The organism is Rhodospirillaceae bacterium, from assembly GCA_040219235.1.
In the GTDB taxonomy this organism is placed as follows: Bacteria; Pseudomonadota; Alphaproteobacteria; order Rhodospirillales; family Rhodospirillaceae; genus WLXB01.
Window position 1 is genome coordinate 1 of sequence record JAVJSV010000002.1, and the last position, 19,945, is coordinate 19,945.

General features: G+C 54.4%; 14 protein-coding genes and 1 pseudogene. 4 read left to right on the forward strand and 11 right to left on the reverse strand.

What is annotated here, in order from left to right:
- The 7 genes from RIC29_00155 to RIC29_00185 form a co-directional block, all read right to left on the reverse strand.
- Positions 1–1,780 (reverse strand): peptidase domain-containing ABC transporter (locus RIC29_00155; GenBank protein ID MEQ8733307.1); only part of this gene is annotated, 1,780 nt, incomplete at its 3' end.
- Positions 1,781–1,976: 196 nt separating this feature from the next.
- Complete coding sequence (locus RIC29_00160; protein ID MEQ8733308.1) at positions 1,977–3,362, reverse strand: sigma-54 dependent transcriptional regulator; 1,386 nt, start codon at positions 3,360–3,362, stop codon at positions 1,977–1,979.
- 160 nt (positions 3,363–3,522) lie between these two features.
- Positions 3,523–4,335, reverse strand: coding sequence for an alpha/beta hydrolase (locus RIC29_00165; protein MEQ8733309.1), 813 nt, complete (start codon positions 4,333–4,335; stop codon positions 3,523–3,525).
- Between the two features lie 249 nt (positions 4,336–4,584).
- Positions 4,585–5,226: a VOC family protein gene (locus RIC29_00170; protein MEQ8733310.1), complete on the reverse strand. Its 642-nt coding sequence runs from the start codon at positions 5,224–5,226 to the stop codon at positions 4,585–4,587.
- Between the two features lie 44 nt (positions 5,227–5,270).
- The gene (locus tag RIC29_00175) at positions 5,271–6,557 is read right to left on the reverse strand and encodes a nitrilase-related carbon-nitrogen hydrolase (GenBank protein MEQ8733311.1); all 1,287 of its coding nucleotides are present in this window, start codon (positions 6,555–6,557) and stop codon (positions 5,271–5,273) included.
- 39 nt (positions 6,558–6,596) lie between these two features.
- The gene (locus tag RIC29_00180) at positions 6,597–7,325 is read right to left on the reverse strand and encodes a CpcT/CpeT family chromophore lyase (protein MEQ8733312.1); all 729 of its coding nucleotides are present in this window, start codon (positions 7,323–7,325) and stop codon (positions 6,597–6,599) included.
- A gap of 41 nt (positions 7,326–7,366) precedes the next feature.
- Entirely contained in the window at positions 7,367–8,848 is a 1,482-nt protein-coding gene (locus RIC29_00185) for an FAD-dependent oxidoreductase (GenBank protein MEQ8733313.1), read from the reverse strand.
- Positions 8,849–8,996: 148 nt separating this feature from the next.
- On the opposite strand from RIC29_00185, the gene RIC29_00190 reads away from it, so the two are divergent.
- The 4 genes from RIC29_00190 (at position 8,997) to RIC29_00205 (ending at position 12,453) form a co-directional block, all read left to right on the forward strand.
- A complete protein-coding gene (locus RIC29_00190) occupies positions 8,997–9,521 on the forward strand; it encodes a DUF305 domain-containing protein (GenBank protein MEQ8733314.1) in 525 nt (174 codons plus the stop codon).
- Positions 9,522–9,546: 25 nt separating this feature from the next.
- Complete coding sequence (locus tag RIC29_00195; protein ID MEQ8733315.1) at positions 9,547–10,296, forward strand: glutaredoxin family protein; 750 nt, start codon at positions 9,547–9,549, stop codon at positions 10,294–10,296.
- A 570-nt stretch (positions 10,297–10,866) separates the two neighbouring features.
- Entirely contained in the window at positions 10,867–11,016 is a 150-nt protein-coding gene (locus tag RIC29_00200; protein MEQ8733316.1) for a hypothetical protein, read from the forward strand.
- A 189-nt stretch (positions 11,017–11,205) separates the two neighbouring features.
- Positions 11,206–12,453, forward strand: a complete 1,248-nt coding sequence (locus RIC29_00205) for a class I SAM-dependent methyltransferase (protein MEQ8733317.1) — start codon at positions 11,206–11,208, stop codon at positions 12,451–12,453.
- Between the two features lie 35 nt (positions 12,454–12,488).
- Here RIC29_00205 and putA read toward each other — a convergent pair whose 3' ends face one another.
- The 4 genes and pseudogenes from putA to RIC29_00225 all read right to left on the reverse strand — a co-directional run bounded on the left by putA (position 12,489) and on the right by RIC29_00225 (position 19,787).
- Positions 12,489–16,031, reverse strand: a complete 3,543-nt coding sequence (gene putA, locus RIC29_00210; GenBank protein MEQ8733318.1) for a bifunctional proline dehydrogenase/L-glutamate gamma-semialdehyde dehydrogenase PutA — start codon at positions 16,029–16,031, stop codon at positions 12,489–12,491.
- Positions 16,032–16,100: 69 nt separating this feature from the next.
- A complete protein-coding gene (gene putP / locus RIC29_00215) occupies positions 16,101–17,627 on the reverse strand; it encodes a sodium/proline symporter PutP (GenBank protein ID MEQ8733319.1) in 1,527 nt (508 codons plus the stop codon).
- A gap of 40 nt (positions 17,628–17,667) precedes the next feature.
- Positions 17,668–18,945 (reverse strand): annotated as a pseudogene (locus RIC29_00220) (glutamate-5-semialdehyde dehydrogenase).
- A 50-nt stretch (positions 18,946–18,995) separates the two neighbouring features.
- On the reverse strand, positions 18,996–19,787 hold the full coding sequence (locus RIC29_00225) for a pyrroline-5-carboxylate reductase (GenBank protein MEQ8733320.1): 792 nt from the start codon (positions 19,785–19,787) through the stop codon (positions 18,996–18,998).
- Between the last annotated feature and the right edge of the window lie 158 nt (positions 19,788–19,945).

Here is a 19,945-nt window from a genome sequence, read left to right on the forward strand (position 1 = left end):
GTCTGTCTTTCGCGCCCTCCGGTCTGTCTTTCGCGCCCTCCGGTCTGTCTTTCGCGCCCTCCGGTCTGTCTTTCGCGCCCTCCGGTCTGTCTTTCGCGCCCTCCGGTCTGTGCGGATCATCATCAAGCCGACCATTATTCATATGGTAAATACGATCCGTCAGCCTGAGAATGGAAGGCCTGTGACTCACGACAATGCAAGTCGTGTGGCCCTTTAAGCGGTGTAAAATATCTCTCAGGTAGGAATCACCATCGTCGTCCATAGCGGAGTTGGCTTCATCAAACAGCATGATCTTAGGCCGGTCGAACAGAACCCGCGCCAGCGCAATGCGTTGGGCCACACCGCGCGGCAGCAGATCTCCTGCTCCCGCGCCCACTTGGGTCTGATAACCAAGCGGCATCTTGCCAATCACAGCCTTCAAACCGACCATATCTGCAATAACTTTGGCCTGCTCTTTAAGTTCCGGTCGAAACGTTGTGATGTTTTCTAAGATGGTGCCGCGATAAAGCGCTTCGCGTTGCGGTAAATAAGCCACTTGCCCATGAAGACGTGCCGGACCACTTTTCAACAACGGTTCACCATCAATGAAGACTTCACCTGTTGTGGGTTGAATGAGCCCTCGGATCAAGGTGAGCAGAACAGACTTGCCGCTGCCGTTAGGCCCTGCGATGCCGATAATTTCGCCGGGCGCGATATGCAAATTAACGCTATCAAGAACCGTCTCACCGTCGTCCGTAAACTTGAAGGTCACATCACGCAGCGTAATCTCGCCTTCAATATTCAAGCGGTCATGGCTTACATCGTCTTTCAGATCGCGATCCAAGGGCATATCAAAGATCGTCCGGAATCTCTTTCGGGCGTTTTTAATGGATTGAAAACGCGTCCAGAAGCCAATCACACCGTTCAGGGGTTGCAAGGCGCGCCCCGCAAGCAAGGTACAAGCCGCGAGCGCACCAATGGTCAGCGTGCCATCGATCACCAAGGCCCCCCCGTAAGCGACCACGGTCACAATGCACACTTGGGTCAACAAATGGCCCATGTCGGTCATCAAGGACGCCAGTTCATCGACTTTGAGGCCAGCGTTAATTTTACTTTCCTGTAACCGTTCAGAGCGGCGCTGAAGAAGGTTCTCAAAGGCCATGCTTTTCACAGTGTGAATGCCGTTCAACACGCCAATGATGTAGCTGTATCTGTCTTCTTCTTTTTCAAGCTGCTCATCCATCCGCGCTTCTAGACGCCGGCCCAGCGCCAATGTGCCGAGAAAAAATACCACCGAAAGCGCAACAGGAATCACCACAACACTGCCGCCCAGCGTAAAGATGAGACCTAAGAACAACAGCGCAAATGGTAAGTCCAGCAACGTCAGAACCGCTTGGCCGGAATAGAAGTCGCGCAATTGATTCAGGGCACCGAAACGTTCGGTATGAACGCCAGAGCCGGTACGCTCAAAAGCGCCGATATCGGATGCCAACATATGCTCAAAAGCTGCGCAGCCTGCGGTGTATTCGAACTTCGCCCCCACGCGCCCCATAACGTAGGACCGGGATAACCGCATCAGCGCCTCAAGCAGCACAGCAATGCCAACCCCCACAACGAGCAGAGATAAAGTGCTAACACTTTGGTTGGGGATGATGCGGTCATACACTTGCAACAGGGCAAGAGGCAGCGCCAAGCCAAGCAGGTTAATAAGAACCGTAGAGACCAACACTTCCCCACGGGACATCAATATTTTTGGGATAGAGTCCTCAAATAAGGGTATTGCTGACGTCGGGTGGTTCATAAAATACCTTTGAACGGAGTCTGTTTGGGCGCTCAGTGATGCGCAAAGACCATTGATCGTAAGTGATATCCGATCGGATACACGTAATCATTGAAAAATTCGTAAACTATTGTAATCAAAACAAGATTTGACTCGCTTACTTTACAAATTCGGTCGTAAGGTTCTCTATGCGCGACCTAATAACAGCCGCTTAACCCTAGGTTTCCACCCATTCGGCCCGCTTGCGATAAATTGTTGACGGGCTGACCTCCAGAAGCTGGGCTGCTTGGACAATATTACCGTCACACTTCTGAATGGCAGATTCGATCGCCTGGCGTTCAACTTTCCACAAAGGCAACACATCTAACTGCGCATCCAGACTCTCTTTTGCAGATGCTGAAACCTCTCTGATGTTAGCTTTAGACCCCGTTTCATTAAGACCCAGAGTGTCTGAAGTGAGGTCCGCGGTGTCATTTAAAACGATTGCGGAGCGAATTTTATTGATGAGTTCCCTGACATTACCAGGCCAGGGATGGCTGAGCAGCCGGGCTTGGGCATCCTCGGTCAAATGCGCAGAGTGGCCGCGCTCCTCCTGCCCCAGATCAGCAGCAAACTTAGCTGCGATTTCAATAACGTCATGCCCACGATCCCTGAGGGATGGCAGGTGTATGGGGATGACATTGAGCCGATAGTATAAATCGTCCCTGAAAGTGCCGCGCTGCACTTCCTCTGCGGGGTCACGGTTGGTCGCACAAATGACACGGACATCGACCTCAGAAACGTGATCTGACCCTACTTTCTGGACCTTGCCGGTTTGCAGAAACCGCAACAGCTTGGACTGCACGTCGTACTCAAGTTCACAAATCTCATCTAAAAAGAGAATCCCGCCGTCCGCAGACGAAGCGGCGCCGTTGCGGTCTACCGTGGCCCCCGTAAACGCGCCTTTTACGTGACCAAAAATCTCGCTTTCAAGAAGGTCTTTCGGGATCGCGCCACAGTTCAGCGCCACAAATGGTTTATTCGCTCTGGGCCCCTGGTGATGGAGCGCCTCAGCACAGAGCTCCTTGCCAGTTCCGCTCTCCCCGGTGATCAGCACCGGGGCCTTGCTTTTGGCCGCAAGTTCGATCAGGCGATACACTCCTTGCATGGGCTTTGATGACCCAACAAAGCTGTGGAAACGACCACGTTCTTTACGACTCTTGAGCTCAGAAATCTGACTTTGCAGGGTTTGGGTTTTGAGAACATTAGACAGTGTTGTCGTTAAACGGCTGCTGCTGAAGGGCTTGACCAGAAAGTCATCCGCCCCGGCGCGCATGGCCTCAACAGACATGCTCACGGACCCATGAGCCGATATGACAACCACAGCCGTCTCTGGGTGATTGGTCTTCAGAGACTTCACCAGCTCAATGCCATTTGCATCGGGCAGCTGAACGTCGGTGACGACCGCATTGAATACGGTTTCGGTCAGCTGCGTCTGAGCTTCTGCGCCGGTGTTGACCACTGTGACCGCAAAAGAGTCAGGGGCGAGATAGCTGGCATACAGCTGAGCCAAAGCGGGCTCATCCTCAATGATCAGTACTTTATTGATGTGTCCCGGAGTCATGGATGCTGTGTACCAAAATTATGAGCCAAGTACACTCAATACAATTATTAGATGTAGAGACTGTTAAAGCGCCGCATTTGCGCAGCAGAGCATTAACGTTTGGGGCGGCGGAGCGATGCAAGAAAGCCTAAGACCTCAGGCGAAGCGCTGAAATTGAGGGCTAAACTGTTAAGCTGTGAAGATAGCCGGCCACCTTCTCGACCCAGATTTTTGGGTGGGTATCAGTGATATCCACACCGCCACCTTCGATTTCGATATAGGTAAAATGCGGGCAGAGCTGCATGGTCTTTTCGGCCAGCGGGTAGAGGATGTCGCCAGTGTTAAACAGGGCCAGGGTTGGCTGTGTGACCTTCTGCATAGCAGCGGCGCCATCATAGTTAAAGGCGGCATGGTGACCATACCAAAATGGACCCCGCCCGATGAGAGGCTGCACCACATAGCCGGTACAAAGATCGAGCCCGTCGGGCTGATCTTCGACCCACTTCAGGCGCTTCACAAACATATCTGAGAAGTGTGAACCATCGGCTTTGGGGGCAAAGTTTTTTTCTTCTTCCAGCACGGTATCGATATAGCTTTGCTGCTCTTCCCGGCTCATGGGGCCAGGCCCGGACAACACCAGAGACCGCACCCGATCCGGATAAGCGATGGCGGCTTCCATGGCGATTTTACAGCCGGTGTGGTGGCCGCCAGCATGGGCCGAGGCCAGCCCAAGGTGATCAAGCACGGCAGGAATAGCCTTGGCATAATCGGGAATAAACGGCGGCTGGGATGGCGGGTCAGACATGCCAAACCCAGGCGTATCAATGCCGATGGTGCGGATGCCAGCTTCGGCCAACAGCGGATAGACCTTATCGAATTGACGACTCGTTAAGGGCGACTGTGAGCATAAAATCAAAGGCGCGCCATCGCCGCCGCTGTCTTGAAAATGAAGTTGGCCGAACGGGCCATCAGCGTATCCACGTCGCAAAGTCATCGTTTTAAACCTTCTTAACTAGCGCTCACCTTGGTTCGAGAATTTCTTGTTGGGGCCTCGGTCGTGGAACGAGCCCATGCACAACTGGTTCCGCTCAAACGAGCCCATGGACGTATGATCGGAGGAACGAGCCCATGGAACACCCCAGACGCACCCCCTTGTAACGAGCCCATGCACCAAAGTATTTCCCGGAAAACAGAGAATTCACTTGAAAATAACAATTTATATTGTTATGGTGTCTTGCGATGATCATTCAGGGATGTGTCGAATGGTGGGTTCGACTTTCTTGAGGAAGAGCGGCATGGGGTTTGACTCGGCGACAAACAGACCCACGCCATCTGCATCTTTCATCCAGAAACGTGTCATGCGTCCGGCGGCGGTGCGTTCGCCCTCTTTGACAATCACATACCCGTCCTCAGCGGCGGCAGCTTTGACCTGGTTGAACGCCGCATCTGCGTCGGGCGTTAAAATGAACAGACCAATCGCCCCATAGGGCTTGCGCGCCGTCTCAGGAATGGCCGGGGCCTCAGGCTTCTTGATATGGGGCGCGATCAGGGCGAGATAGCTTGAATTGGCGTTGACCTGATCACTGTCCAGCGCCGGACGCAGCACTTCAAAGTCCATCGCTTCACCGGGCTCAAAGCCGAGCGTCCATTCCAACACCGGACTGGCCACATTGCGCAAGCTCTCGCTCAGACGCATCCCAAAGATGTCGCGGTAAAGTTTCAACGATACATCAACGTCGCGCACCATGATGGTTGAACGCCACGCGATTGCGCTCTCCAGCTTGGGCTCTGTTGCCGGCCAGGATGGCGGCGTCATGGTCATGGTTTGGGCGTTGGCTTGGCTGGCACATAAAACCATCACGACAGCCGTCAAATATGTCTTCATGTCCGTCTCTCCTTGTGCGCGCGATATTTTCTTATGCCACGCCCTTATGCCACACCGGGGGCTTTCAAGACGCCGCGGTCCACCAAGCTCTTGATGGTCTCACGCAGCAGGTCATCGTGCTCACTGGCGTCCTGAATGGGTGTGTCTGTGAACGCCCCGACGGGGGCAAACTCAGCCGCATTGTAGGTCAGGCGATGCACCGGCACCTGCAGCGCGCCCAACGTGTTCTGCGACCCCAGACCGGTGCGCGCCTGACGCAGGGCATCAATATCAATGGTCGCGGTGATGAAGCCTTCGCCGCCATCTTCGGCTGCCGCCATTAGTTCACCACGAAAATCGATAATCTCTGACGGTTGCCGGGGTGAAACCTCCGCTGTTTCATCCTCGCCCACCGGACCTAAATTTGACAGCAGGACATAGGCCATGTTTTCGGACGCGCGAACACGGCGGGTCATGGTGCTGACGCTTGGACGCACGGCACCCGGAAACTCCGGCGACGCGGTCGGATTGACAATCAGCTCGGCCCCTTTGAGGGCAAACCCGCGCATAACTTCGGGCTGTTTGACGTCCAAGGCCACCATGCTGGCGAGCACGCCGATCTCTGTGTCCGCCACCGGAAACAGACTGTCCTCGCCAAAGGCGTCCAACCAGGCGGGAAGAATATCGCCCGGGCGGGTTTTCACTGTCGGGTCATTGAGTTTGCGATAATTGACGATGAGATCGCCGCTGGGAGAAATAATCATACCGCTGAGAAAATAACGGCCTGGGAAAGCCGCAATGCGTTCGGCGGCGTTGATGGCGACAAAGGCGTTTGCTTTTTGCGCGGCCCGGCCCAGCTGTTCGATCTCCGGGCCGTTGGCCTCAATGGAGCCCTTGATCCATTCCTCGACACCGGCGCCCGCCGGGGCCGGCTGCAAGCAGAACTCAGAGAAGGAATACAACTTCGCGCCAACCTCGTCCGCGCCGCGCTCAATCCACGCTGCCACCCGGTCAACATTGGTCTGCAAACCATCAGGACGGAATTTTCCATTGCTGTCAAAGGCGGGCGTCGCGACCGTCTGCACACAGGCGGCGCGGTACAAAGGCACTTTAGGCCCCGCCGCCTCGATACCCGGCTTGACATTTATTTTTATACCACCGTAACGCCCGGCATCTTCATCACTGACGGGTTTTTCATCTGCTGCCTGAGCCGCACGGCCACCGGTCGCCGCAAGCGCGCCGACAGACAGACCCGCGCCGGCGAACAAAACATGGCGGCGTGTTGGGTCGTTCCGGCTTGCATCGTTCAGTGTTGCATCACTCCGTTTTGACTCATTTTTTTGTGAGGTCATGGGACCATCCTTTAATGTGGGCCTTTTGTGTCAGCGGGCTTACTGAACGCGGTCTAACTTATGGAAGTTGAAGTTGGCCATGGTCATAACCACAGTCCCGTCGTCCAAGCGGACAATTTTGTCGCGGAACCAAAAAGAACTGCCGTCAATCACGGCTTCATAGCTGAAAGCCTGGCCGCCAAAGGCACAGGCGTTTGTGCGCATGGGCATATGATAGGCGTTACCGCGTTGATCGACGATCAAATCGCAAATCTCTGGAAATGCGGAAATGTCGTCCGGGGTCAGACCCTCTAACATAGACAGGTCTTTATACGCCCCGATGTATTTTTCCCGGTCTTTGAAGTTGATCAGGTTAACGCGAATGACTTCTTCTTCCTGATCAATGGTGAGATTATAGATACGTTGGCGATAGGTCTCACTCGGATCACCATCGCGATACTCTTCAACGTACAAAACATTCTCACCCAATGCTGGAAAATCGATGCGGGCGTAGTGAGAGGTGACGTTAAGATAGCCGCCCATGCCGGAGTTATCGACGCGCCACACTTCACCAGTGAAGTTATCTTCGCCCATGCGCGCTTCGACCTCTGCCACCTGTTTGTCGTTGTTATAAGTGCCGGGCCACCAGGTCATGATCTGTGCGAGGTCTTGCTCCAGCGGGCTTTGAGCCTGAACCGGGGCGGGTGCGAGGGCTGCCCCGAGTGTAGCCCCAAGCGCAACCCCACACGCAGCCAAGACGAGTGCTCTGTAGTAAGTGCGTAAACTCATATTCAAGTCCCCTCTAGATATTCCGCTTCAGGTGTTCCGGGTTAGAGGCGATCAAGAACCTCAAACGCCGCCCGTTCGCCGGACTCCATCGCGCCCTCCATGCCGCGGTCGGTGGCAGAGGTATGCTCACCCGCAAAATGGATGCGGTGCCACGGTGTGGCGAGTGTTGTCGCGAACGAAGTGATTTGACCCGGCTTCCAATAGGCATACGCCCCGCCCGCAAAGATGTTGCGGTTCCACGACCAAACCTTGACCGGTTTTAACGCCCCCCTGGTGCTGGGTCTGATCTCCGCCAGCTCTTGCATCATAAAAGCCACCGCATCATCCGGCGGCATACGATCCATGAATTTCGCCATATCGCCGTTGACGAAAGAAATATAGCTGGTCACGTCATCGGGATTGGACGGATCATTCTTTAGCGCCATGAAGCGCCCCATACTGCGGTCGGTCCACATGCTCGGCGGCAGGCCATCGTCTTCCCAAAACTTGCGGGTCGGCACGAAGTGGACTTGAAACACCGGAGTATACCCGAGGTTCTTAACCGCATCAGACTGGGTACCCTGCAAAGACGGCTCAACAGACACAAACTTTAACGCAGAATAGGGCAGTGACGAGATGAGATACTTCGCCCGGTGAATTTCGCCGTCGCGGGTATGCACTTCCACGCCATCGGGCAGCGAGCGTATGCCGGTGACATGGGTCTTAAACCGGATTTCCGTCTTTAGGCCCGTGGCCATGGCTTCGGGGATGCGCTGGTTGCCGCCGACGCCGGCTTTTGACCCACTGCCATCGCCCAACGCACCAATGACTTGCCCCCAGGTGGCAATTTGGAACCACATTAAAACAGAGAGATCAAAGACGTTGGAGCCGTAGCTCATGTTGGTGCCAGAGCCGAGGTGTATGGCGGGATCAGGCACACCACGCGCTTTGAGGAAGTCGTAAACAGAGATGTCGTATTTGGCATACGCTGGATCTTGCCAGGCTTCTATATCGCCTTCCGGCAACGGGTTGGCCGCGCCATAGGCCGTGAACTGATAGAAATAAGGTGGCATCGCCCGCGCCGCCGGATCGACAAACGGGTTCTTGGCGTGCCCTTCCCACTCATCGACCAGGATGTTCTCGTTATACAGGTGATACATCACTTCGCCGTCGCGCGGCTCGGTGCGGGGGCGCGCGGGTTCAAGCGCAACGCCGTAACGCGCGGCTGCATCTTTTAATCTGGCGTAGCCGCCGCCAATGCCACTGCCGCCCATTTCCGGATGACCCGGCACTTCGTTCTCGGGCGCGGTATACAATCGGCCACCAATGCGATCTGTGCCTTCTAGCAAGGTGACGGAGGCCCCCATCTCTTCGAGCAGCAAAGTGGCGTTAAGACCGGACAGCCCGGCGCCGATCACAATGACGTCTGAAGCGTTGCGGGCATGGACAGCGCGCGGCATTGACGTGAGTGCTGCTGTCGCGAGTCCAACCTTCAGAAAGCTGCGCCGGTTGGCGGTGTACGCCTTAAAGTCTGACTTTTTCATAGCTGTCGTCACTCCACGGTCGCGGAAGAGGTCTTTAACTTATCCCAAGGAAGGGCGTTCGAATAGACAGCATTGCGGGAACTCTTCGCCTGTTATTTCGTTGAACACGCAAGACGGTAAAATTGTCGTTATTTTATAGGAGCCCGCGATGCGCGAGACCCAAAAAACCTACGTACGTTTTTTTAGCATGATTGCCACATCCATGGCTGTGATGTTTGGACTGATGTATCTTAATTCCTACGAAATGGCGCATGTGCGCTGGAGTGAGACACGGTTTTACATGACCCTCATTATGGGAGCCGGCATGGCTGTGGTGATGTTGAGTTTCATGCTGGGCATGTATGAGAATTCCAAAGTTAACGCCTTGATATACGGCGGCAGTGTGGTGGTTTTTTTGGCCTCACTGTGGTTGGTGCGCAGTCAGTCGACCGTTGATGACACCTCCTGGATGACAGCCATGATTCCGCATCACTCCATCGCCATCCTGACCAGCGAACGGGCAAATATCGACGATGCACGGGTTCAAGCTCTCGCCACCGCCATCATCGCGGCGCAACGGCGCGAAATTAAAGAAATGGAATGGATGCTCAAAGACATTGAAGCAAACGGCGTGGCCAAAACTGCAGCAGAAGCCGCAGCCCGCCCGGTCCCTAATTTTGAAGTCAATAAATAGAAGTCAGCACATAGAGGTTTCGACAATGACGAATACGACCGCCCCGATCCAGGCCGCTACAGTGTATCGCATGGTGACGGACGAGCACATCTGTCCGTTTGGACTGAAAACCAAGGACCTGATGGAACGTCAGGGGTTTAGTGTAGAGGACCATTGGTTGGAAACGCGCGACCAAGCCGATGCCTTTATGGACAAACACGACGTGAAAACCACGCCGCAGGTGTTTATCGGCAACGAGCGGATCGGCGGTTACGAGGCGGTGCGAAAGTATTTTGGTATGGCTGTCAGGGATGAGGATGCAACCACCTACAGACCAGTTATCGCCGTGTTTGCTATGGCCGCCTTAATGGCGCTGGCAGTGAGTTGGGCGGCTTTCGGGTCTGTATTTACCGTGCGGGCTGTGGAGTGGTTTATTGCCATCAGCATGTGCATTCTCGCCATTTTAAAACTGCGGGACCTGGAAAGCTTTTCAAATATGTTTTTGGGCTATGACCTGCTGGCGCGGCGGATGGTGCGCTATGCCTATGTCTACCCTTTTGCGGAAGCAGGCGCCGGCGTGCTTATGGTGGCCGGGGCGCTAACCTGGGTATCGGCCCCGGTTGCGTTGTTCATCGGGACCATCGGTGCCGTGTCTGTTTTTAAAGCCGTCTATATTGATAAACGAGACCTAAAATGTGCCTGTGTTGGCGGCAACAGCAATGTACCCCTCGGCGTTATCTCGCTGACTGAAAATGTAATGATGATCGCCATGGCACTCTGGATGCTCTCAAAATAGCTCTGAACGTTTTTGCACGCGTCGAAGCAATCCTAGTGTGACGGAAGAGTCCTTATGTGACGGAACATTGTATGGCGACCGGCGTTTAAACAGTACGCAACAACAAAATTTCAATTGAATGCAAAGGTTCCGAACGATGACTGGGTCTGATCCCCGAAAACCAAATTCACCGGTTCAACCGCCCACGCAACCCGAGCCGGTCAAAGATCCGACACGACCTCCTCCGCAGCCGCCCTCTGTGCCAGACGAACCACCGGTGAAACAACCACCGCCTGATGAGAAGCCGCCTAAGCCTCCTAAACCGCCGGTGCCACATGACCCGCCGATCACAGAACCGCCGCAACCTAGACTCTAACAGTAAGGCTGGTGCTGATAGTTTGGGCTAAAGGCTGGGGCAGAGATTGATGGGAACAAAAACGCGCACAGATCGTTCGTTTTATTAAGAGGCCAGCCTGTCTGACGGTCTCGTTAGACCGCGCCGCTCGCGCTTTAATGACATGCACTCTCGCAGTGTCATTTCGCGCACGTCACTGGTTATATTTCCAACGGAAAAAAAGAAGGAGTTACGTTATGTCTCAAGACCCAAAAGATCACGCTGGGGAGAAAACACCATCTGAAATTCGACAAGGCGAAAAGGGGCACGGGGTGCGCTACGTTCTGGTCATCTCTCTTGTAGGCGCACTTGTTCTGCTGTTCGTCGTGATGGCGGTTTTGGGTTAACAGATAGACCTGCACACAAACAATGAGTGTTTTAACAACTTAAAGTCTGTAAGTGTGTATGGCTGAAAATCAGACATGAGACACCTAGCGGGGTCGTTGCACGAGAAGTGTCGTTGCATAGGCTTGGGTCTCAATTTAGTGTAACCTGATGTCTTAAACCTGCTCCCGCCAGATCGAGATACTCGCCCCATGTCCGTCCCATTACCACCGGATTCACGTTCGCTTTATCGCCATGGCATGATGCCCGAGATCAACCATGATGAGTCGGCGCGGGTTAATGTGCTGGCCTCACTCAACGCTTCAGTTGCGGCCACATTGAGTTCTGGCGTCAAGCTGGCCTATGAGCATGACGCTAAGCCCAAGTTGACAGCTGAAGAGCTTGATCTCACAGACCCCAAAGTCCAGACCGGTGCCACGGTGCGCAAAGCGATCTGGTCGAGCCCGGTGTATCAATCCTGGGCGAGCCTGCGCCGCGCCATTCAGGAGATGAATCGCCAGACCGCGCGTCATATCGCGCTCCGGCAATTGGAGGCCCTGCGGCAGCAGGCTGCGGCCTTGACCCACGCAGAAGACTCGACAGACGCCACCTTGCGCCTAAATCCATTATTCAAGGTGCCGCGCTATCTTGTTGAGGCTGATAATCATCTCCAGCCCGGAGGCTATCACACTGAAATCGTGCCCGGTGATCTGACGGCGGCGGCCACCTATGATATCGCGACCTTTGTCACAGCGATGGGGATGTTTGGCGCGAAAGGAGATTCGGGCGGACGTGGCATGGCCAAATGGCTGAAGCAGCATCATCCCGACTTCAAACCAAAACGAATTCTTGATATCGGCGCGGCCCACGGCAACAACACACTGCCGCTGGCTGCCGCCTTCCCTGAGGCTGAGGTCGTCGCACTGGATGCGGGTGCGCCGATGCTGCGTTACGGTCAAGCGCGGGCGCACTCCATGGGGTTTCCGAATGTACGCTTTATCCAGGGAGCCGCTGAAGACCTTGATAACTCCCTCGGCACGTTTGATTGGATTCAGACCACCATGGTTTTCCACGAAACCTCCGGCGTCGCGTTGCCCAGGATTTTAAAGCAGATACATGGCGCGCTTAATCCGGGCGGACTGACGCTTAACCTGGAGCAACCCAATTTCACACCTGACACCCCCGTGTTTGATCGGTTTTTACGCAACTGGGATGCCTGGTATAATAACGAGCCGTTTTGGGTGCAGTTGCATGGCATGGACTTTCAAGCTGAGCTGCACGCCGCCGGGTTCGCCCCAGAGAACTGCATTGAAGGGGGCGTCAATCCAGACCTGGAACCGGGCCATTACCCCGCCTGGGCTGGCAAAATCAGCCGCCATGATCATGAGCATGTCAAACCAACGCCTGAGAAGCAGGGATACAACGGCGAGGCGTGGTACCTATTTGGGGCCTGGAAGTAAGTCCTGACTCATTTCATATGGCGTGAAGGCCTGACTCACGCCTCCACAGCACTCAGCAGCGCTGCGTTTCCGCCGGCGGCGCTGGTATTCACACAGAGGTGCCGCTCCAGAACGAACGCAGATTCTGCGGCTTCTGAATCTAACAGGGGGATGATCATACCCTCACGCTTGGCAAGTGCTTGCCGCGCTTTGCGCATCGTGTTTTCCGCGCTGGCCAAGGCGACGCCAGAAAATCCAGTAAGATGCTCAAGGTCCGCAAGGTTCAGCACACCCTCAAGGCCAAGCGGCCCGGTATATCCAGGTACGATAATCACGGGAATACTCCCCACCCGTCTTGCTGCACCTGCCTGCAGCAGCGCTTGCTGGAGCGTCGGTCCAAGACAAAGTACTTTTCCTCTCGGGAACGTAAACAGCCGGTTCAACTCTCCCGTCGGGCCGGGCATATCTTCGATGGAAAGCGGCTCCGCGAGAGGTTCTGGCACTTCATCTAACAACGTCTGAACCTGGTCTGAGGAGAGCGTAGGCTCCAGAGCTTTCTCAGTGGGCTCGGCGGTTGCCTTAAGCTGCTTGCGGAAGCGGGACACATATAGGGGGCCGCCGGCTTTTGGACCCGTGCCAGACAGACCCTCACCTCCAAACGGCTGAGTCCCGACAATAGCCCCAACTTGGTTTCGGTTGACATAGAGGTTTCCAACCCTCAATCGGCTGATCAAGCCTTCGATGCGATTGTCAATTCGCGTGTGTAGCCCGCAGGTGAGGCCGAACCCCTTCGCGTTAATATTGTCTATCACTTCGTCAAAGGCATCCGCCTTAAACGGCGCGACATGCAGAACTGATCCAAACACTTCGCGGTCCAGATCTTCAATACCGTTGACCCGGATCAGGGCCGGACCTAAAAACCATCCGCTGTCTGGCGCGTCTAATTGCTTGATCAGCCGGCCATCTTGCTCTGCCGCATCCACATAGCTTTGCATGTCAGAACGCGCGGCTTCGCTGATCACGGGACCAACATCTGTCGCTAAATCCCATGGATTCCCAAGTGACAGTTGATCCATGGCACCGGAAATCATCTCGACATACGTCTCGAAAACATCTTCTTGAATATAGAGGATGCGAAGCGCCGAGCACCGCTGACCGGCTGACTGAAAGGCTGAAATAACAACATCGCGCACGGCTTGCTCAGGCAAAGCGGTTGAGTCAATGACCCCAGCGTTGAGTCCACCGGTTTCGGCAATCAGCGGCACGGCCGGTCTCGCATGATCCGCCAAGCGTTTATGAATCGCTTGGGCCGTCGCTGTAGATCCAGTGAAACACAGACCCGCAACACGCGCATCCGCCGATAAACCCTGTCCGATGCTGCGCCCTTCTCCGGGCAGGAATTGCAACGCGCTCAACGGCACGCCAGCTTTGTGAAGCAATCGAACGGCCAAATGAGCAATCAAAGGTGTGGCTTCAGCCGGTTTGGCGATCACAGCATTGCCAGCGATCAGAGCGGCCGCCACCTGACCCGTAAAAATTGCCAAAGGGAAATTCCACGGCGAGATACAGACCACCGTGCCCAACACATCCGTACTCGGTGGGGGCTCAGCCTGCGCAGCATAGTAGCGCAGGAAATCGACGGCCTCCCTCAATTCGGCAACGGCATCGGCTTGAGTCTTTCCGGCTTCTCGAGCCAGCAGGGCGAACACCTCGCCATAGTATTCCTCGAACAGGCTCGCTGCATTCACAAGTACTTGCGCACGTGTTTCTGAACCGACTCCAGCCCATGGCGTGGCGTCTGCAAAGGCCGCTTCCACATCTGCGCTCCGAGCCATTGTCACTTGACCGACAACATCCTTCGGATCGGCAGGGTTTGTGATGTCCTGCACGTCTTCGCTATCAGATGGCGTAACTGCTAGCGGCCCGGCGCGCCAGTTGTGGGCCGCGAAATCGTGGCGGGCGCGATCAAAATCCATGACATCAGAGGCGTTGCCGAGATCCCAGCCCCGCGATGCATCGCGCTCAGGATGATATAAGGCATACGGCAGCTTCAAGCCTGGCACCGGCCGGTCAAGCTGGCCATCAATGCGGCTAAAGGGGTCAGCCGCGATCGCCTCTGGCGACAGTCGGGGATCAACAATCTGGTTGACGAAAGAGGAATTGGCCCCATTTTCAAGCAGCCGCCGCACCAGATAGGCCAGCAAATCTTTGTGCGGCCCCACGGGGGCGTAAATGCGACACCGCATATCGTGCTCTTTCAGAAGCAGGTTATGGAGCGATTCACCCATGCCATGCAGCCGCTGAAACTCATAATCTTTACGCTCAGGATCAAGATGCATAACAGCCGCAGCCGTTTGCGCATTATGGGTCGCGAATTGAGGATAAATCCGATCCGTCATACTGAGCAGTTTTTTGGCACAACAGATATAAGAAACATCGGTGGCCACGCGGTGCGTAAACACAGGAAAATCTTCTACCCCGTCTATCTGGGCTTGCTTGATCTCGGTGTCCCAATACGCGCCCTTCACCAAGCGGACCATCACTTTCCGGTCTAAGGTCACTGCCAAATCATATAGCCAGTCGATGACAACGCTGGCCCGTTTACCATAAGCTTGAATCACAAGACCAAAGCCGTCCCAGCCCGCCAAGCGTTCATCGGAAAGCGCGGCCTGCACAACTTTCAACGTGACTTCGAGGCGATCTGCTTCCTCCGCATCCACGTTGAGTCCGATGCCATGGTCTTTCGCCATGAGGGCCAATTGGATGAGCTGCGGCACCAGTTCATCGTACAACCGGTCCATCTGACTGAATTCAAAACGGGGATGCAGAGCGCTGAGTTTGACCGAAACTCCTGGCGCGTCTTGAATAGCTTCGTAAGGCCCGCCGCTGCCGATAGCTTTAATGGATTTGGCGTAGGCTTGAAAATACTCCTCGGCTTCCGAGGCCGTGAGTGCTGCTTCACCCAGCATGTCGTATGAGTAAAGATAGCCTTTCTTCTGTTCGGCTGCGCCACGCTCCATTGCTTCTTCGATGGTCTGGCCCAAAACAAACTGATCACCCATCTCTTTCATAGCTTGCTTAACGGCAATGCGGACGACTGGTTCGCCAAGTCGTTTGACCGTGCGGTTAAGAAGTCCCAGCACACTCGCTGAGTTATCATCGTCCAACACACGCCCTGTAAGCATCAGGCCAATGGTCGAGGCGTTTACAATGGTCGACTGAGATTTGCCGAGGTGATCATCCCAGTCGTAAGGCGCGATCTTGTCTTCGATAAGGGCATTCATGGTGCCTGGGTCGGGGACACGCAGTAGAGCCTCTGCCAAGCACATAAGGGCGATCCCCTCATTTGTGGACAGACCGTATTCGGCCAGAAACATTTCCATCAGGCCAGGCTTGCTATCCGAGCGTATCGCCTTGATCAACTTGACCGCTTCTTTGCCTATTGCCTCCCGGTCTGCTTCAGTGATCCCTGAATGACGAATCAGACGGTCAATCACATCGCGCTCATCAAGCCGGTGCAGGGCGCGGACCGACCCTAGGGCCCCCTCGCCGCCTTTAGCCTGCAGTGATTTAGACGCACCTGTAGAGCTGATGTGCATACGGTTTCTCCAGATAAAGTCCGGTGGCTATTAGGGTGTCACAGCCTCCGGATGAATGATTAGCCTGATTTAGCTAGCGACGGACTGTGGATTGTCCTGAACAACGCCGTTTTCAATGAGGTCTTCCATCTCATCGAACCGCTCAAGAACACGCTTGACCGGCGCGGTAGTGGCAAGGCTGACAGCCACGGCGGCAATGGTACTCATGATCACACCGGGAATGATCTCGTACAATATCTGCGGCAGACTTTGCCCGCCGATTTCGATAGGCGCATAAAGCCAGAACAGCACCGTCACGGCACCTGCAATCATACCCGCGAGTGCCCCTTCACGGTTAATCCCACGCCAATACAAACTCAGAAGCAGAATGGGGCCAAACGCCGCCCCGAAACCTGCCCAAGCATTACCAACCAGCGACAGGATGTTGCTTTGTGGATCCAAGGCCAAAAGAATCGCCAAAATAGATACAGCAAACACGCACACGCGGCCGACGAAGACCAGTTCAGTCTGCGACGCATTGCGGCGCAGAAATGTTTTGTAAAAATCCTCAGTCAGAGAACTGGATGAAACCAACAACTGACTTGAAATCGTGCTCATGATCGCAGCTAAAATTGCTGCAAGCAGAAAGCCACTAATCAAAGGATGAAAGAGCACCTGTGAAAGCACAATAAAAATCGTCTCAGGGTCATCTACGACGGCTTGGGTATTTGTCACATAGACCAACCCGACCATACCGGTCAGCACTGCGCCTATGACTGTAACAACCATCCAGAACATTCCAATATGGCGTGCAACCGCAACATCCTTGATGGTTCTGATGGCCATGAACCGCACAATAATGTGCGGCTGTCCAAAATAACCAAGCCCCCAGGCCATGCTTGAGATAATGCCAAGCACTGTGGTGCCAGCGAACCAGTCCGTTAGAGTTGGATCAATCGCTGTCAATTGCGGGCCCAATTCTCCGATGCCGCCGATTTGGGTTAAAGTGACGACAGGCACGAGGATCAAGGCGATGAACATAATGCACCCTTGAACAAAGTCGGTCAGGCTGACGGCAAGGAATCCGCCGAACAGGGTATAAGCCACAACCACACTGGCCGTAATCACAAGGCCAAGTTGATAGTTGAGGCCGAACGAAGCCTCGAACAACTTGCCCCCGGCCACCACTCCGGCTGAGGTGTAAAGGGTAAAGAAAATAACGATCACGACTGATGAGAGAACGCGCAGCATCCGTGTTTTGTCTTCAAAACGTTTTTCAAAAAAATCCGGAATGGTGATCGCATCGTCGGCAATTTCGGTGTAAACGCGGAGCCTGGGGGCCAGCAGGCGGTAGTTGAAATAGGCACCTATGGTTAAACCCACCGCAATCCACGCCGCGCCTAATCCAGACAGGTAGATCGCACCGGGAAGGCCCATCAGCATCCAACCGCTCATGTCTGAGGCACCGGCTGAAAGCGCCCCGACAGCCGGGTGCAGCTTGCGCCCGCCAAGCATATACTCGGACACGTCACTGGTGGATTTTTTGTAAGCGTAATATCCGATCGCCATCATAAGGACAAAATAGCCGCCGAGTGATGCGAGTGCTGCGGAATTCATGATGTCTCCGTCCGTTTAATTGTAAAGTTAAGGCGCAGAATTAACCTCGGACCTGTCCGGTGCCATATACGAGGTACTTAAAACTTGTAAGTTGCTCTAATCCCACGGGGCCACGGGCATGCATTTTGCCTGTCGCAATACCAATTTCTGCACCCATGCCGAACTCACCACCGTCAGAAAATTGGGTGGAGGCATTGTGCATCACCACTGCAGAATCAATGGCTGTCATAAATTTACGCGCCGCTTCCATATCCTCGGTGAGGATGGCATCGGTATGCCCAGAAGAATGCGCCGTCACATGTTCAATGGCCTCATCAAGGCCATCGACTACTTTGATGGAGACGATGGCCTCAAGGTACTCAGCCCCCCAATCACTATCATCGGCAGGCTTGATGCGCGGGTCCAAGCTGGTCGCGATGGAATCCCCGCGCAATTCGCAACTTGTTAATCTGGCCGCAATAGCGGGAATGGCCTCATCGGCGATTGCCCGATCTATGACTATACTTTCCGTGGCGCCGCATATCCCTGTGCGGCGCAGCTTTGCGTTCTCTACGACATCGATTGCTTTGGTGAGATCTGCAGCGGCGTGAATGTAGCTATGACAATTACCATCCAGATGCAGCAGCGTCGGAACACTTGCCTGATCACGGACCAGTTCAACCAACCCGCGACCACCGCGAGGGATCACTAAATCAATGTGCTCGCTATCGGAAAGAAGTATGGATACCGCCGAACGATCCGTGGTTTGGATACGTTGAATAGCGTCAATAGGAAGCCCAGCCGCCGACAGGCCCTCTCGCATGCACTCGACAATGACCGCGGTTGAATGACGGCTTTCGGACCCTCCCCGCAGAATGATTGCGTTGCCGGACTTTAGACAAAGCGCGCTGGCATCCGCCCCGACATTCGGACGTGACTCATAGATCATCCCAATCACACCAATGGGCGTCGCAATACGCTCAATCTTAAGACCATTTGGCCGGTCGAATGTCGCCAAGACACGGCCCACAGGATCCGGCAATGTCGCGATGTCCTCAAGCGCCTGCGCCATAGCTTCGATGCGATCTTCGCTCAGGCGTAACCGATCAATGAATGACTCTGGCTTTTGATCCCGGATCGCCTCAACATCCTGCGCGTTCGCTTGGAGTAATTGAGTGCAGTTGCTTCTTAAGGCCTTGGCCGCAGCCCGCAGCGCTTCGTTCTTTTGTTCAGTAGAGGCTGAGGCCAGGATGCGAGCGGCATGCTTCGCCGTCCTGCCTTGAGCCTTTACGTCGTCAACAATGATATCTTTCATATGGGTCATAGGGTCTGTTCTATGGTGCCCTGAAACGGGCTGCCGTTCTCCATTTAACTAAGGTGCAGGTAAGGTTATCGAAGTTCGATTGATCGGTCGTAGGCTGCTTTAAGAGTTTGCTTCATAAGGGTGGTCAACGTTCCGTCCCCGTTCAAAGCTTTAAGACCGGCCTCTGTGGTACCGTTTTTACTGGTAACAGAGTTGCGCAAATCATCCAGAGACTCCTGGGATCCATCAGCCATGGCAATGGTGCCTTTGAGGGTTCCCAATACCAAGTCTCTGGCTTGCTCCTCCGAAAAACCCAGCGCTTTTGCAGCCTCAACATAGGTGCGGGCAATTTCAAATACATAACCAGGACCACTGCCAGCCACGGCGGTAAACCGGTCCAGTTGATCTTCATTGTCGAGCCAAATGAAGCGCCCGGCTGCTCCCATTAGCGCTTCAACAAGAGCCACATGGGATGTTTCAGCCTGGGCATTTTTCGCGAGCCCACTGACACCCTGACCGATGGCCGCTGGAAGGTTCGGCATAATCCGTATGACCGGTGTATTGGGTAACAAAGCATTAAATCGGCCCATTGAGAAACCAGCTGCGATGGACACAACACACCCTTCTGGCGCTAAGAGATGGGTGACGGAGGGCAATACATCCTCGATCATTTGCGGCTTCACAGCGACAACCAGAGCATCAAAGCTACCCGGCTGCAGATCCTCACGCGCGGCCAACCGTGAGCCTGGAGGTGCCTGGGCCAATGCGGGATCTACAATTGTAAACTGAACAGACTCAACACTTACCCACTGGCTTATGAGAGCGCCGCCCATTTTTCCGCAGCCCACCATGACCACCTGAGATGTATTTTGTTGCATTGCACCATATTGAACTGTTTCGGATTGGGGTGACCTAACATATTTAACTTTGAATTCAAATGATAAAAGCGTGGAATAATCGCATTAAAAAACAAGAAACCCTCATTTTTAAAGAATTAAAGGCTAATTCAGCACATCTGTATTTAGAACTTAATTTT

Bases quoted from the DNA above. Each gene is read 5' to 3' on its own strand.
- RIC29_00180 (MEQ8733312.1), bottom strand. From the start codon at position 7,325: ATGAGTTTACGCACTTACTACAGAGCACTCGTCTTGGCTGCGTGTGGG.
- RIC29_00175 (MEQ8733311.1), bottom strand. From the start codon at position 6,557: ATGACCTCACAAAAAAATGAGTCAAAACGGAGTGATGCAACACTGAAC.
- RIC29_00200 (MEQ8733316.1), top strand. From the start codon at position 10,867: ATGTCTCAAGACCCAAAAGATCACGCTGGGGAGAAAACACCATCTGAA.
- RIC29_00185 (MEQ8733313.1), bottom strand. From the start codon at position 8,848: ATGAAAAAGTCAGACTTTAAGGCGTACACCGCCAACCGGCGCAGCTTT.
- RIC29_00225 (MEQ8733320.1), bottom strand. From the start codon at position 19,787: ATGCAACAAAATACATCTCAGGTGGTCATGGTGGGCTGCGGAAAAATG.
- RIC29_00170 (MEQ8733310.1), bottom strand. From the start codon at position 5,226: ATGAAGACATATTTGACGGCTGTCGTGATGGTTTTATGTGCCAGCCAA.
- RIC29_00205 (MEQ8733317.1), top strand. From the start codon at position 11,206: ATGTCCGTCCCATTACCACCGGATTCACGTTCGCTTTATCGCCATGGC.
- RIC29_00195 (MEQ8733315.1), top strand. From the start codon at position 9,547: ATGACGAATACGACCGCCCCGATCCAGGCCGCTACAGTGTATCGCATG.
- putA (MEQ8733318.1), bottom strand. From the start codon at position 16,031: ATGCACATCAGCTCTACAGGTGCGTCTAAATCACTGCAGGCTAAAGGC.
- RIC29_00160 (MEQ8733308.1), bottom strand. From the start codon at position 3,362: ATGACTCCGGGACACATCAATAAAGTACTGATCATTGAGGATGAGCCC.
- putP (MEQ8733319.1), bottom strand. From the start codon at position 17,627: ATGAATTCCGCAGCACTCGCATCACTCGGCGGCTATTTTGTCCTTATG.
- RIC29_00165 (MEQ8733309.1), bottom strand. From the start codon at position 4,335: ATGACTTTGCGACGTGGATACGCTGATGGCCCGTTCGGCCAACTTCAT.
- RIC29_00190 (MEQ8733314.1), top strand. From the start codon at position 8,997: ATGCGCGAGACCCAAAAAACCTACGTACGTTTTTTTAGCATGATTGCC.